Genomic DNA, 12,508 nt, shown 5'->3' on the forward strand with positions numbered 1-12,508 from the left:
CCGCGCTTTGTGAGGCTGTCCGCCGCAAGCAGCAGGCTGAGGATGACAACGAGCAAGCCTGACAGGATATGATACCACGAGGCAAGCCAGCTGCTGAGGGCGGGATTGATCTGCCCGGACGAAAGCATATGCATGGCGAAGCTGCTCAGGATTTGCAGGATAACCAAGACGGCGATGATCGCGTGCAGGAACCGCAGGTAGGGTTTCTGGAAAAAACCAAGGAATTGCCAGAGCAGTTTGGCCTGATTGCCGAGTGCGGACGTGACGGACATGGGGTTCTCCTTTTCCCGTCATCATACGCGAACGGCTCAGGGGAACGCCATGATAGAAAAGAGGGTTGTGTTGATGGAACATTGGGGGGAGGAGAAACTTTCTCTAGAAAGTTTCTCCTCCCCCCGATTCTTTTATCTACCTCAACAAACAATACGAAGCGTGCTTGAGGCCTTCGGCGGCCAAACGGGACTCCAGATAAAGGGAGAGCGCGGCGACGGCCCGGTCGCACACGGGGAATACGGGGATGCCCCGCCCGCGGAGGGCTTTGCGGAGCGGTTCGAATTTTTCGCCGCCGTCCATAACTGCGACCATGGGCTTGGAAGTGCGGGAACGGACATCGGAAAGCAGCGTCAAAATGCCGTCCGGGGCGTCCATGCGGAAGGCATCGATGTCCGTTTCGGCAAGCGAGTGCGTGACCGGGGAGAGGGGATCAAGGCCGATGACGACGGCGTCGATGTTCTCGTCGTTGAGCAACAGCTCGGCCATGTAGGCATGAACCTCGTCGTCCGCGCCGGGGTTTATGTCGAGGGGATTCTTGATCGGAACCAGCTTCTCCAACCCTTTTGAAGCGATGAGCCGTTTCATGGCCAGCCGGGTTGTTTCGGAATAAGTCCCGAGGGACATGCTATACTCGTCGGACTGGAGCGAATCCGCCATGCCCACGGCCTCGAATCCGGCACCGCTGACCGCACCGAGCCGCTTGCCCCGGATGGTCGCGTTGGTGAAGGTTTCCGCCAGAAGAATCAGATCCTGGAATTCCGTGAAGTTGCGGGCCATGATCGCGCCCGCCTGCCGAATGCAGGTTTCACAGACCATGTAGTCCCCGGCAAGGGAAGCCGTATGCCCGCTGGTGGCCGTCTTGCCTTCGGGCGTCCGCCCGGCCTTGTAGAAAATCACTTGCTTGTCACGCCGTATGGCCTCGCGCACGGCCTCCGCAAACTGGAGCCCATCGAGATCCTTGAAGCCTTCCGCGTAGACGGCGATGACATCCACTTCTTGGGAGTCCATGAAATGGCGCATCATGTCCCCGAGCGTGAGATCAGTCTGGTTGCCCATTGAAATGAGATAGGACGGGCTCATTTCCGGCGTCTGGCTGAACCGGTTCAGAAGGAAAGCACCGCTCTGGCTGACGATGGCTGTGCGGCGGCGAGGGTATTGCTTGTAATCCGGCATCTTGGCGGCTGGGATGAACCATGTGTCGAATTTGCCCGGACGGGAAATCACGCCCATGCAATTCGCCCCAAGGAAGGCCGGGCCGCCGTCTCCTCCGGCGGCGAGGTTCTTGTGGGCTTCGGTGATGCGGGCGATCATGCGCTCGGTCATTTCCCGGCTTTCTTCCGTTTCACCGAGACCGCCGGGGATGAGCATGACGCTGTGCGCGGCGCTGCTTTCGATGATTTCATCCACCAGAGGCGGGACTTGTTCCGCTCCGATGGCGACGATGAACAGATCCAGCGGTTCAGGAAGCGCACGGAGGTTCGGTGCGCAGCGCACCCCGCTGGCGTCGTTTTCGCCGTCACGGATGATGACGAGTTTGTCGCGGTCAAAACCGGAGTCGATGATGTTTTCAAGGATGATCCGCCCGAAATTCCGGCGCTTGGAGGAAACGCCGATGATGCCGATGGATTTCGGGTGCAGCAGGTTGGCGATTTTTTGGATGGGGCGGGGGGTGGCCCGTTCGCCGGGAGTCGAGAAGCGGCACATGCCGTCCAGCGGAACCATGAGGTAATCCGTGAACGTGAACGGGTTGATCTCCAGTTCTTCGATAATGAAAGGCGCATCGGGGTTGCAGGGGGAGAAGTAGTTCCCCATGCGGATGAACGACTCGAAGCATTCGATAAGCTGGTCGTCGGTCACGATGCGGCGTTGCCCGCGGGTCAGCCCGGCCAGTTTCCGGTAGGAGACGGTTTTGCGGAAAAGCTCGAAGAAGGCATCGCCGTCGGTCAGTTCCGTCAGTGCGGCGACAATGGCCTGCCCTTTGCGGAAACGCTCGGCGTAGAGCTCGGTGTCCGTACCGCCGAGGCCCGCGCTGATGACCATGCCGAACTCGCGTGTGCGGCGCAGGCCGACGATCAGCTCGTTGCCGAACGATGCGGAGTCCGGCGGCATGAACTGCACTTGCAGGACGCCCTTGAGGTCTGCGGCGATGGCGTTCTGGAGCGCGGTTCCCGCCAGTCCCTTGTAGCTCTCGGGCGCGGAGGCGGGGCAGCGCTCGATCCATTCGGCATAGCGTTCCGGCACCTCGGAGAGCATACGCCGCACGGCGGAACGTACTTTGTCGGGTGTTTTGGGGACGATGCGCACGCCGCCCACTTCGGTCTTGTGGACGATGGTGGGGGAGATGATTTTCAGCACGGCCTTTTCGCCGGGCAGGGACATGATCTCCTCTTCCATCGGTTTGGCGTTCCGTGGGATGAAGGAGCATTTGGGCGGCGTTTCCGAACCGGAAAGGCTCAGCAGATTGTACACTTCGAATTCATAGAGAAAATGCCGCCCCTCAGTGTGGGCGTTGCGGAACAGCTCGGTAATGGGCTGATATTCAACAGTCAGATTCATGCGAGTCTCCAGCTGGTTGTGCGGTCGGAAAGGGAATCGTCGCTTCCGAACCGTTTTTATCCTTTTTCGCCTGGAGAGGGAATCTCGTTGTAGGTGGAGGCGTTGCAATTTGGGGAGGAGCCTTTTGTCGGTTATATGCCCGCACCGGGGATACATCCAGCTTGGCACACAATGAGCATTAGATTCTTTATCCCTGCTTCGCCCGCGCAATGGCAACACGCAAGACCGGGATGAACTCCGCCCATGTCTTGAGTTGGTTCAGATCTTTGGGGAGGAGTTCCGTTCCGGCGTTTTCCGTTGCCTTGAGCACGCTTTCCGCAAAAAACGGATCGGCTGAAGAGGTCGGATGGCTGAAAGCCGAGGAAGGATATTGCAGCAGACCATAGTGGAGGGGGAGCTACAGAGCGTTCTCGTCGCACACCATGATGTGACGAATCGCACTCCGCGTGTCCTACAGGTTAGTTGGGACGAGAATTTTATCCCTTTCTTATCCCCAAAGAGAAAGCCCCTACAGGCTTTCACCTGTAAGGGCTTGGAAAAATTGGTGGGACGTGCGGGGGTCGAACCTGCGACTCTCTGCTTAAAAGTCCGAGAGTATTGCGTGTTGCAAATGTTTATAGGGTACGTTGTTTCGTTTAATTCATTGATTATAGAAGCAAAAAATGTTAATCCGCTAGCATTGTCCAGTGCGCCACAGGGTAGCAAAAGGGTAGCAAAATGCGCCGCAGGGTAGCAAAAGGGTAGCAGGATATGAGCGAAGACGGGAAGCGTACCCCGACGAAGGACAAGGGCGTCTACAGCCGGACGAGTGGCACGAAACGGCACAACGGGAAGGCCGACGTCTGTTTTGACATCACCTACAAGGACAAATCCGGCAAAAAAATATGGGAGAAAGTCGGCTGGCGTTCCGAGGGCGTTTCGCAGGCGCTGGCCGCATCCGTCCGCCGGGAGCGGATGGAGGAAATCCGTACCGGCCGTCCCGTGGACAGGGCCTCCCGCACGCTGACCTTTGGAGCCGCCTATGCCGAATGGGAGCGGACGCACCTGCCCAAGCTCAAGGAACAGGCACGGGTCAAAAACCTTGCCGAGCTGCACGTCCTGCCGCTGTACCGGGACAGGCCCATGAATGCCGTCACGCCGTTGGAGCTGGAGCGCATGGGGACTCGGATGCGCGAGGACGGTTTTTCCGACCAGACCATTCTGCACGTGTACAGCCTGATCCGCAGGGTCTACAGGAAGGCCTTCCTGTGGGGCATCTACAACGGGCCCATCCCCACGGCGGGAATCAAGCTCCCGCAGCCGGACAACGCACGCCAACGCTATCTGACAAAGGATGAGGCCGCCCGCCTGCTCGGCGAGCTTCGCGAAACGTCGCTGCTTTGGCATGATATAGCCCTTTTATCGCTCCATACCGGGATGCGGTTATCCGATATTTTGGGGTTGCGGTGTCATCAGGTCAATCTTTCCGGGGGCATCGTCGACGTCATCGCCTCAAAGCCCGGAACCTATACGGCCTATCTCACACAAGAGGCGTCGGACATGCTCCGGGAACGGCTTTCCGAGCCTTCCGGGCTTGTCTTTCCGTCCCCGAGGGGGGGAAAGCAGATCATCCGGGCCGGAAAGCCGTTCCTGCGCGCCGTCAAAGCGTGCGGCTTCAACGACGGGCAGCCTGATCCGCGCTATCACGTCGTGTTCCATACCCTGCGGCACACCTACGCCTCCCTGCTTGTCCAGCGCGGCGTGCCGCTGACCGTCGTCTCGAAGCTCATGGGGCACGCCACGGCGAAGATGACGGAACGTTACGCCAAGCTCTCGCCGGACAACAAAAAGGACGCCGCCAACCTGATTTCGGAAATCTTCAGCTCGCGCGGACCCGGCTCTTGCTGAGAAACGCCTGTATGTCGTCGTGCGAATAGAGCACCGGCGCGTTCTTCGCGCTCTGGTGGTAGGCGGGGCCGCCCCCGCGGCAACGCCAGACCTTGAGCGTGCCTTCCTTCAGGCCGTACAGCTCTTCCACTTCGGGCGGCGTCAGCAGCTCCCGCCGCTTGAGCATTTCAAGACGGCCCACCCCCTTGAGGGCTTCGGCGAAGCCCATGCTCAGGCAGGCCGCCAGATCGAGGCGTTCGAGCGCGGACGAAAGTTCGGAACGGGATGCGTCCATGATCATCTCCCCCTTTCGACATTGGCCTGCAATCCGGCGAGCAGGCTTTCACCTTCGGCAAGCAGTGCCTGCACCCGGCGGATCATGCGGCGGGCTTCGGCGGCGTCGATCTCGTTGTCTGCCAGAACGTCCTGACCCTCGCGAGCGATCGCGCCCATCCGCCCGAACAGGCCGCCGAGACTTTGCAGCATCGCCGGGGCGTCCAGCGGTTTGACCGGCTGCACGCCCGTTTCCGTATTGTCCATGAGCCACTGGAGAATAATGGTATTGCCCAGCACGCGGCATAGGCGGGGAATGTTCGGGAGCGCCGGCCAGTAGTCGCCGGACGAAAAAAAGCGCGAGGCCGAAGCGGCTCCCCAGTCCATGCCGGCGGCGATCTCGTCTTCCGTCTTGTGGCTGTAGGCGATGGCCATGCGCATGGCGGACACGAGGCTGTATCCCTTCAAGGATTCAGGCTGTTGCATCGTATGGCTCCCCGATGGTTTTATTGCGCTTGCGAATTGCATATTTTTTTATCATTATGTGCACAACGTCGGCGTTGCTTGCGCGGCTTGCGGGGTTTGGGCGGCGGAAGGAGTTCTTCGGGAATGCCCGCTTCTTCAAGAACGATGCGGATGGGCAGATAAACCCCCGTACTTCCCAGCGCCGTGCTCAGGTAACCGAGTGAATACCCGGTCTGCTTCGCCAGTTCCGTTGTCCGTATCTTGTTCCGGCGCATGAAAATTTTGAGTCTGGCGCGCCGTTCCTCGTTGCTGTAGGGCCGAGACATGGCTGTCCTCCTCGTTTGTGTATAAAATAAGCGTATATTGCATGCGCAGTAAATAGGCAAGGATTAAACATGAAAGAAAAGAATGAATTTTCAAAACGTATTGTATTTATATATAATTATTTTAAAAGCCACTGCGCTGATTTTGGTGTTTCAAAGCCGACAAAAGAGGCTTTTATTACGTTTCTCGGCATATCGCGCGGAAAGCTTCAAAGCTGGGAACGCGGGTATTGGCCAAAAGATGAGGATTTACAGTCTATTTCTCAAAAAATGCGGCTTTCTTTTGCGTGGCTGGCCTTCGGAACGGGTGAGCCGTTCGACGTACAGGATACGCGGCCAGTCCAGACGGCAGGCATGGACGCCATGCAGTCGGCAACCGGGCATGACATTGATCCGCTCCGCAGGATGACGCAGGCAATCGGCATTCCGGAAGACGCATGGTCAATCAGCGACTATCTGGGAATACCCGCCGCAGACGCCGGAGCTTACATACAGAAAGTCATGGCGTGCAGGCAGTCACAGCCGCCGCAGTCTCTGCCGCTTCCCGAGCTGTGGCGGGAGGCCGCCCGCAGGCGTTACGGCGTCACCCCGGCGTGGCTCGACTCGGGACTTGGCAGGAGTCACGAGGCACGGGCGGAGGAAGAGCCGCAGGAGCTGCGCACCCTGCGCGGCATGGTCGACATGCTGACGGCGCACGGCGGAACGAACGAGCAGGTGCAGGAACTTATCCTGAACTACGGCAAGCGCGGCGACGCCGGCGCGGAGGCCGGAGACGGCACGAAACGGGAACAGTCTGTGCGAACTGCATTTTTATGAGCAATATGCGGATATTGCAGTGAATCCCCCGGAACCGAAAGGTTTTGGGGGATATTTTTATATAAAAATTATATAAAAATGCTTGACGATGTGTAAAAAATTATATAAAAATAAAGGCACGAAAGGGGGAGTCCATGACAAAAGCCCGTGAAATCAAAAAAGAGCTTCAAGAGGCAGGCTGGACATTCGAGGAAGGGGGGAGGCACACACTGGCGATAAGCCCCGACGGAAAGACAAAAGTCCCGATACCCCGGCACGGCGGCAAGGACATCCCGACAGGGACACTGAAAAGCATCAGAAAACAAGCCGGGCTGCGGTAACAGAAAAGGGCGGGGGAACCCGCCCGAAGGAGTCTTGCCATGAAAAGATATTATCCCTGCGCCATCGTCCCTGAAGACGAGGGCGGCTATTCCGTCTATTTCCCCGACGTTCCCAATTGCTTCACCTGCGGCGACACGCTGGAGGACGCGCTGGAAATGGCGGAGGACGTGCTGGCCATGATGTTGCAGAGCATGGCCGAGGAGAGGAAGGACATCCCCGAACCGTCCGACATTGAACGCGTGAAGCGTGCCGTTGCGGCGGAAAGGGCCGAAGGCGGGCTTTCCATGCCCGACGCCACCGTGTACCAGTTCGTTGCCGCACCGAGCCTCGATATGGTTCCTGTCAGGGTCAGCGTGAGCTTCCCCAAGTCTGTGCTTGCCCTGATTGATCAAAAGGCATCCGTCCACGGGATGACCCGTTCCGGCTTCCTCGCCAGAGCGGCACAGGCGTACGGTGCCTAGCCCAGATGCCCCGGAATCGGAAGGTTCCGGGGCTTCTTTACGCTACGGCTTGCGTTCCGCGTGCCGGCTCTTCCGGCAGGCTCATTGTGTCCCCCAATGGCTGCCGCCGAACACGCGCACGGCCACCCACATGATCCATGCGGCCGCCGCGTGTCCCGAGGCGATCACGCACTCGCGTAGCAGCCGATCCGCAAGCCAGCGGTCGCGCCAGCCTCCGCCCTGTTCGTAAAACAGATCGTGCTCGTCGCAACAGCCCCGAAAGGGCATGTCGATACCGAAGAGCCGCAGGTGCAGGCCGCTCAGCACAGTACAGCCGTCGCCGTTTTTGTCGTTTTCCGGCATAGTTCCTCCTTGCCTTACTCGCCGTTTTCCGTCAGCGAGACGGCCAGCTTCAGATTGTTCAGGACAGTCCCGCCGCGCAGGTAGATGACGCCCATCCTGACCGGACTTGCAGGCGTGCCGCCGGCGGACATGATGCCGTCTCCGACCTTGCAGTTCAGGAAGATGGCTGAGGTGCTGTGGCGGGTCGTCACGTTGATGGAGTCGGACTGCCCCGCCGTGAACGTGCCGCCGGCGATGGATACCGTCTGCGTCAGCGCCCCAGTGCCGGAAGAGAACGCCGCGTCGCTGTCCCACGCCGCCGGACGCGAGGGATTGATTTCCAGCCCGCCCGTGTACTTGATGTTCAGCGCCGTGCCCCCGACCGTTCCGTCCAGCGTGATGATGCCGCCGGCATCGATGCCGACCGTCAGCGAGCCGCAGGTCGCCGTCCCGGGCGTCATGGCCGCCAGCAGCAGGTTTGCCGGTTCCGGATCAGGGATAACCTCGTTTGGCCGCGTGACCGTGTGATTCCAGCATTGCAGGCTGGTGTAGCCGTCGCGCACGGATTCCAGTTCCACGCGCACCTGACGGTTGAACTGGCGCGGTGTCGATCCATCCGCGGGATAAAGGACAACCGCCGATGTCGCCACGGCGTCGGCAACATCTCCGCTTAGATTGCAGGAAATGGTTCCATTGAAAACTGTATTCTTTTCCACTCTGGCGCTGCCCACGGCCAGACGTAGATCATTACCGGAAAACGGCGTGATAAAGTTGCCTGTTGTCGTGGTGTATGTCGCCACGTCGTTTGCCTTTGTATACACATTACATACGGCGAAAACCGCAACGCCATGTTTTGTCGGCATCAATGCAGGAAGGGAAACACTTTCATATTGCGCGTCGTCATCGACATGCGAGCCCGACACGTCAACCAGTACGCCGCTTGGGTGCCGCCACGCCGAAATGTTGACATTAAGGCGAACGGAGGATGCCTGCGTCCATGTGAACGTCGAACCGGCATCACCGGATACGGCAAGCCTGCGAAACACGGACAGGGCCTGATTGGAGTCGCCGGGGGGCGTGGCCGTCAGCAACGTCCAGCCGTCAGGAGAGACCAGCGCGTCCCGGTGCAGCACATGCGCGAGGAGCATGTCGCCTGCCTGAACATCTGAGCCCAGCGTGACGGAGAACGACGTCGCCGCCGTGTTGGTAATATCCGTAGAAAACCAAACAGCCTCAATACCTCTGATGTCGCAATCCGCCGTCTCCGTATCCCACGTCCAGCTTGTGCCGGTCAGCCCGGTGAGGTTCTTCTTCAGGGTGTTGTTCTCGTCATAGACGCGCAGCGTGTAAGTGGTGCCGGGCTCGGGGCCGATGTCCGCGGCGGTCTGGGAGACGACGACGTCCTGTTGTTCGATGCGGTCGCGGTGGCGCCAGCTTACCGTGAGCGGCCCGCTGATTTCGTCGGGCAGGTACTCGCCGTTGATGCGCAGCCCGCCGGGCGGATAGGGCCGGATCAGGCGGGAGTTCATGCCGAGCGACACGGAGGGGGCGCGGGCGGGATCGACGACCCCGCCCGGCCCATAGGTGGCGAGCACGCAGGAGGCCGACGTCCCGGCGGCGAATTGGGCGGTACAGACCCCGCCGCCTTCGTTGGAGGGGAGCCAGAGCCGGGCCCCGGCCTCGTGCGACTGCGGGAGCGTGTCCAGAACGCCCCGGCGGACATGCAGCGCCGTGGTGGTCCATGCCGTGATCTGGACGATTTCCTCGTCGATGAAGGCGAGATCGTCGAGGCGCAGGGGAAGCGCCGCCGTGTTCCCCACTTCCCATATCTCGTCCACGGGGCCCACGCCGCCGGGCATGAGGATGGAGGCCGAGAACGCGCCCGTACCCGCATCCTCCCAGCCGTTTTGCGTCCGGCGCTTGTGCATGTAGCCGTAGTCCGTGGCCGTGGGGCGGGCTGCCAGCGTCATGAGGTAGCCCGCAGCCGGAGGAAGCCCGTTCACCTCGTCCGCGCTGAGATCGAGCAGTGACGTTGCGAGGTAATGGGGCAGTTCCAGAAGCCGTACCACCGTGGGGGCGGAAGGCGGGGCGAAAGGCGTCTGCCACGCGGATTCGGGGGAGGGCGAGGCGATGAGCTGCATGTCGGCCCCAAAAATGTCTTCCGCGCAGGTGAGGGTGGCGGTGGGTTTGTCCGGGGTGCCGTAGTCCGCTTCCAGCACGCGGCAGATCATCCGCTCAAGCCCCATATCGGGATAGGCAAGGACGAAAAGGTCGCCTTCCTCCAGCGATTCCAGCGTGCTTTTGCCTTGCAGGGTGAACGAGCGCAGGGGGTAGCTGCGCGCCCGCAGTTCCCGGCTGAGGATACGTGGGGCAAGGTCCGGGATGGCATTGGTCAGATGCTCGAAGGTGACTTCCACGGCGTTGATCCGGCCCCCCTGCATGTCGATGTTGGCAAGGTTCTCCTGCGTGATGCTGGCCGATTCCTCGCCCGTGTCCGTCAGCTTCGTGTATTTGAGCGTGATCTTGTTGACGAGGGCGTCGAGGCTGACGGCGGCCATATCCGTCAGGGCGGAGAAGTCCCCCGGCCCGATGGCCGGAAGGCTGGCCGCGGCGTAGCCGCCGCGCAGCAGGCGCAGGCGTATCCTGCCTGTGCCGCGGTCGCGGGTGCGGATGCCGTCGATACAGTCGAGAAGGCTCTGTATATAGGTTTCCGTCTTGTCCGTGCCGTTCCAGACTGGAGAAAGGCCGAAGTTCTCGGCATAGAGGATGTCCGCTGCCTGCCGGAAGCTCGCGTCGTCAAGGTCGTCCGCCGTATACTGCCCGCCGAGATCGGGGTTGATCAGCGCGTCGCGGATTTCATGGGCCGGGTTGATCTGCGTGCCGGCGATGACCGCCTTGTCCGGGTACCAGTCATAGGCCGTATGCCGGACAAGGCACCGGAGCGTGCGGAACTGCGGGGAAAAGCTCGCGACGTAGCTCTTGTCCATGCTGAGCGTCACGAGGCCGCGGTGGGCGTAGACGTCTTCACCAAGGTATTTGCGCATGACCCGGTTCGGCAGCTGATCGGGCTTGCCCATGCTGGCGACGAACGAGCCTTTCAATCCGCCCGATCCGCCCGTGCTGTTGCCGCCGAAAAGGTCCGCCCTGTCGACCGTGATCTCCTGATCCGTGGCTTGCCCTTCCCACGCCACGCGATCCCCGTAGACGATCTTGAGCAGCTTGTCGGCCTTCAGGCAGAGCCCGAAGATGGCGGCCATGAAGTAGTCGTAGCCGACGACCTGTTTTTTCTTTTTGGAGCTTCCCATCAATTCTCCTCATGGCGGGCGCGTTCGCGGGCGTTCTTCGCTGTTTCGATGCCCATGTGCTGCCCGGTGGCCTCCAGTTCGTCGGCGGTGACGCGCCCGGCCATGAGCGCGGCGAAGTCGATTCCGGTGCGCAGGCAGAACCGCCGGACGCCGTCGGCGCAGTGCAGATGTTCCCCATGCCGGATGTCGCCGGGCAGGACAAAAACGTCGGGTCCGCTCATTGCTTGACCTCCTTGGTACCTTCGGGCTGCCACCACAGGCAGTTGACGGAGACGAAGCGCGTCCCCCGGACATGAGGGATGGGGATGCCCTCGTCCGCCGTGGGGGACGCCAGTTCCCCGGGCTCGGGCGTGGCCCCGCTGGTTTTGGGGCGCGGGGCGAGCAATATGGAAATGGCCGTAAAGACAAATGAAATGGCGAGGGAAACGAGAAATGAAAACATGGCTTATCCTATGGGCGAGACGAAGGGGTTTTCAGTGGGGATCCAGCGGTGGCCGCCGAAGTTGAGGCCGTTGCCGAAGCGGGACACACAGCAGGCCCAGCTTTTGTCGCAGCCCGGATAGAGCGTCACCGTATCGCTTTTTTTCAGGAGCAGAGGCCGCTCCAGCGTAAGGACGTTTCCGGCGTTGCCCATGATGCAGCGCCGCCGCCCGTCGGCCGCCGTGATAAGCTGCCCTCCGGCAAAGCGCCCGTCCTCCGTCCCGGACGGGAGGGAGAGCGTGAGCGTGGAGCCAGTACTTTCCGAAACCCGCGCCTCAAGGCGGCGGGCTGTCCTGTCCACGCGGCAATGCGGCCCGTAGAGGGTATGCGGGCAATTGATCTGGTAGTTTCTGATCAGCCCGCTGCGCTCCATGCGCGCCGCCAGAGGCTCGCAGCTTAGATCGCAGGTATAGGCTTCGTCGGAAAAGCTGAAGGAGGCTCCGTTGACCGTGCCGCTCCATACGGCGGGCAGGTCCGCCGCCCCCCGGACGCCGCGAAAGACCTTGAGGCGCATGGCGTATTCCGGCGTCCCGCTGAAAAAGAGCGCGGCCACGGCATTGGTCGCGGGAAGCGTGATCGTCAGAACGTCCTTGGCGAAATCGTTGGAAAAATGGAGCCCTCCGCGCAGCAGATACTCGGGCGCGTAGACGTCTCCCTTATAGACGTAGGGCTCGCCGGAGGTGGCCGCATAGCGGTAGGTTTCCCCGCCAAGTTCGAAGCGGTACAGCTCGATGGGCGCTTCCCGCAGGAAGGCCGCCACGCCGGAAAAGAGGCTCATGCGTCCACCTCCACGACGGAAAAGGTCACGTCCGCGGCCCATTGCGTGTAGCGCCACGTGAAGAGGGCGCTGTCCCCGGCCAGCCGGACGAGCGTCAGAAAGGAAATGATGCGGAACTCGGCGGCGGGCAGGTTTTCGAAGGGCAATGCCTCGTCGAGGGAGAGGATTTCCTCCGCCGCGGGCCCGGCGGCAACCGAGACGATGCGCCGCAGGAAGACCGAGCCGTCGGCCAGTTCGATACGGATACGGTCGCGCCCGGGCGTAAGGCCC

The 12,508-nt window shown here is 60.9% G+C and carries 14 protein-coding genes and 1 pseudogene; 4 read left to right on the plus strand and 11 right to left on the minus strand.

The genetic code is table 11. From position 1 onward, the window contains the following. Both HMPREF0178_RS21185 and HMPREF0178_RS16980 read right to left on the minus strand, forming a co-directional pair. Positions 1 to 272, minus strand: a pseudogene (locus HMPREF0178_RS21185) (cytochrome b/b6 domain-containing protein); the annotation flags it as partial. Positions 273 to 408: 136 nt separating this feature from the next. Then, positions 409 to 2,829 (minus strand): acetate--CoA ligase family protein, encoded by a 2,421-nt coding sequence (locus tag HMPREF0178_RS16980; protein WP_009381047.1) that lies wholly within the window; start codon positions 2,827 to 2,829, stop codon positions 409 to 411. Positions 2,830 to 3,579: 750 nt separating this feature from the next. Here HMPREF0178_RS16980 and HMPREF0178_RS16990 point away from each other — a divergent pair. Then, complete coding sequence (locus HMPREF0178_RS16990) at positions 3,580 to 4,716, plus strand: site-specific integrase (protein ID WP_009381049.1); 1,137 nt, start codon at positions 3,580 to 3,582, stop codon at positions 4,714 to 4,716. Here HMPREF0178_RS16990 and HMPREF0178_RS16995 read toward each other — a convergent pair. From HMPREF0178_RS16995 to HMPREF0178_RS17005, 3 genes are read right to left on the minus strand one after another with little or no spacing between them, the layout of a single operon-like run. After that, positions 4,688 to 4,990 carry a helix-turn-helix domain-containing protein gene (locus HMPREF0178_RS16995; RefSeq protein ID WP_009381051.1) on the minus strand — a complete coding sequence of 101 codons (303 nt, stop codon included), beginning with the start codon at positions 4,988 to 4,990 and terminating at the stop codon, positions 4,688 to 4,690. The genes HMPREF0178_RS16990 and HMPREF0178_RS16995 overlap by 29 nt on opposite strands. A gap of 2 nt (positions 4,991 to 4,992) precedes the next feature. Then, complete coding sequence (locus HMPREF0178_RS20635; protein ID WP_009381052.1) at positions 4,993 to 5,454, minus strand: hypothetical protein; 462 nt, start codon at positions 5,452 to 5,454, stop codon at positions 4,993 to 4,995. 20 nt (positions 5,455 to 5,474) lie between these two features. Beyond that, positions 5,475 to 5,759 carry a hypothetical protein gene (locus HMPREF0178_RS17005; protein WP_009381053.1) on the minus strand — a complete coding sequence of 95 codons (285 nt, stop codon included), beginning with the start codon at positions 5,757 to 5,759 and terminating at the stop codon, positions 5,475 to 5,477. Between the two features lie 69 nt (positions 5,760 to 5,828). Between HMPREF0178_RS17005 and HMPREF0178_RS17010 the strand changes: the two genes are divergently transcribed. The 3 genes from HMPREF0178_RS17010 to HMPREF0178_RS17020 all read left to right on the plus strand — a co-directional run bounded on the left by HMPREF0178_RS17010 (position 5,829) and on the right by HMPREF0178_RS17020 (position 7,354). Next, positions 5,829 to 6,572 (plus strand): hypothetical protein, encoded by a 744-nt coding sequence (locus HMPREF0178_RS17010; protein WP_009381054.1) that lies wholly within the window; start codon positions 5,829 to 5,831, stop codon positions 6,570 to 6,572. A 134-nt stretch (positions 6,573 to 6,706) separates the two neighbouring features. Continuing rightward, a complete protein-coding gene (locus HMPREF0178_RS23120) occupies positions 6,707 to 6,892 on the plus strand; it encodes a type II toxin-antitoxin system HicA family toxin (protein ID WP_009381055.1) in 186 nt (61 codons plus the stop codon). Positions 6,893 to 6,931: 39 nt separating this feature from the next. After that, positions 6,932 to 7,354, plus strand: coding sequence for a type II toxin-antitoxin system HicB family antitoxin (locus HMPREF0178_RS17020; RefSeq protein WP_009381056.1), 423 nt, complete (start codon positions 6,932 to 6,934; stop codon positions 7,352 to 7,354). Between the two features lie 81 nt (positions 7,355 to 7,435). On the opposite strand, the gene HMPREF0178_RS17025 is transcribed toward HMPREF0178_RS17020, so the two are convergent. The 6 genes from HMPREF0178_RS17025 to HMPREF0178_RS22140 form a co-directional block, all read right to left on the minus strand. Then, on the minus strand, positions 7,436 to 7,696 hold the full coding sequence (locus HMPREF0178_RS17025) for a hypothetical protein (protein ID WP_009381059.1): 261 nt from the start codon (positions 7,694 to 7,696) through the stop codon (positions 7,436 to 7,438). Between the two features lie 14 nt (positions 7,697 to 7,710). Next, the gene (locus HMPREF0178_RS17030) at positions 7,711 to 10,980 is read right to left on the minus strand and encodes a hypothetical protein (protein ID WP_009381061.1); all 3,270 of its coding nucleotides are present in this window, start codon (positions 10,978 to 10,980) and stop codon (positions 7,711 to 7,713) included. Then, entirely contained in the window at positions 10,980 to 11,201 is a 222-nt protein-coding gene (locus HMPREF0178_RS17035; RefSeq protein ID WP_009381063.1) for a hypothetical protein, read from the minus strand. The genes HMPREF0178_RS17030 and HMPREF0178_RS17035 overlap by 1 nt, the downstream gene beginning before the upstream one ends. Next, entirely contained in the window at positions 11,198 to 11,422 is a 225-nt protein-coding gene (locus tag HMPREF0178_RS17040; protein ID WP_009381066.1) for a hypothetical protein, read from the minus strand. Before HMPREF0178_RS17040 ends, HMPREF0178_RS17035 begins: the two co-directional genes overlap by 4 nt. A gap of 3 nt (positions 11,423 to 11,425) precedes the next feature. Beyond that, on the minus strand, positions 11,426 to 12,238 hold the full coding sequence (locus tag HMPREF0178_RS17045; protein WP_009381068.1) for a phage BR0599 family protein: 813 nt from the start codon (positions 12,236 to 12,238) through the stop codon (positions 11,426 to 11,428). Continuing rightward, positions 12,235 to 12,508, minus strand: a 274-nt coding sequence (locus HMPREF0178_RS22140) for a hypothetical protein (RefSeq protein ID WP_009381082.1), incomplete at its 5' end; no start/stop codon positions are given. The genes HMPREF0178_RS17045 and HMPREF0178_RS22140, both read right to left, overlap by 4 nt.

The sequence above is a fragment of the Bilophila sp. 4_1_30 genome (assembly GCF_000224655.1).
GTDB lineage: Bacteria > Desulfobacterota > Desulfovibrionia > Desulfovibrionales > Desulfovibrionaceae > Bilophila > Bilophila wadsworthia.

Excerpts from the sequence above, each read along its gene's own strand:
- HMPREF0178_RS17030 (WP_009381061.1), bottom strand. The coding sequence starts at position 10,980 with ATGGGAAGCTCCAAAAAGAAAAAACAGGTCGTCGGCTACGACTACTTC.
- HMPREF0178_RS17040 (WP_009381066.1), bottom strand. The coding sequence starts at position 11,422 with ATGTTTTCATTTCTCGTTTCCCTCGCCATTTCATTTGTCTTTACGGCC.
- HMPREF0178_RS17010 (WP_009381054.1), top strand. The coding sequence starts at position 5,829 with ATGAAAGAAAAGAATGAATTTTCAAAACGTATTGTATTTATATATAAT.
- HMPREF0178_RS16990 (WP_009381049.1), top strand. The coding sequence starts at position 3,580 with ATGAGCGAAGACGGGAAGCGTACCCCGACGAAGGACAAGGGCGTCTAC.
- HMPREF0178_RS16995 (WP_009381051.1), bottom strand. The coding sequence starts at position 4,990 with ATGGACGCATCCCGTTCCGAACTTTCGTCCGCGCTCGAACGCCTCGAT.
- HMPREF0178_RS16980 (WP_009381047.1), bottom strand. The coding sequence starts at position 2,829 with ATGAATCTGACTGTTGAATATCAGCCCATTACCGAGCTGTTCCGCAAC.
- HMPREF0178_RS17020 (WP_009381056.1), top strand. The coding sequence starts at position 6,932 with ATGAAAAGATATTATCCCTGCGCCATCGTCCCTGAAGACGAGGGCGGC.
- HMPREF0178_RS17045 (WP_009381068.1), bottom strand. The coding sequence starts at position 12,238 with ATGAGCCTCTTTTCCGGCGTGGCGGCCTTCCTGCGGGAAGCGCCCATC.
- HMPREF0178_RS23120 (WP_009381055.1), top strand. The coding sequence starts at position 6,707 with ATGACAAAAGCCCGTGAAATCAAAAAAGAGCTTCAAGAGGCAGGCTGG.
- HMPREF0178_RS17005 (WP_009381053.1), bottom strand. The coding sequence starts at position 5,759 with ATGTCTCGGCCCTACAGCAACGAGGAACGGCGCGCCAGACTCAAAATT.
- HMPREF0178_RS20635 (WP_009381052.1), bottom strand. The coding sequence starts at position 5,454 with ATGCAACAGCCTGAATCCTTGAAGGGATACAGCCTCGTGTCCGCCATG.
- HMPREF0178_RS17035 (WP_009381063.1), bottom strand. The coding sequence starts at position 11,201 with ATGAGCGGACCCGACGTTTTTGTCCTGCCCGGCGACATCCGGCATGGG.
- HMPREF0178_RS17025 (WP_009381059.1), bottom strand. The coding sequence starts at position 7,696 with ATGCCGGAAAACGACAAAAACGGCGACGGCTGTACTGTGCTGAGCGGC.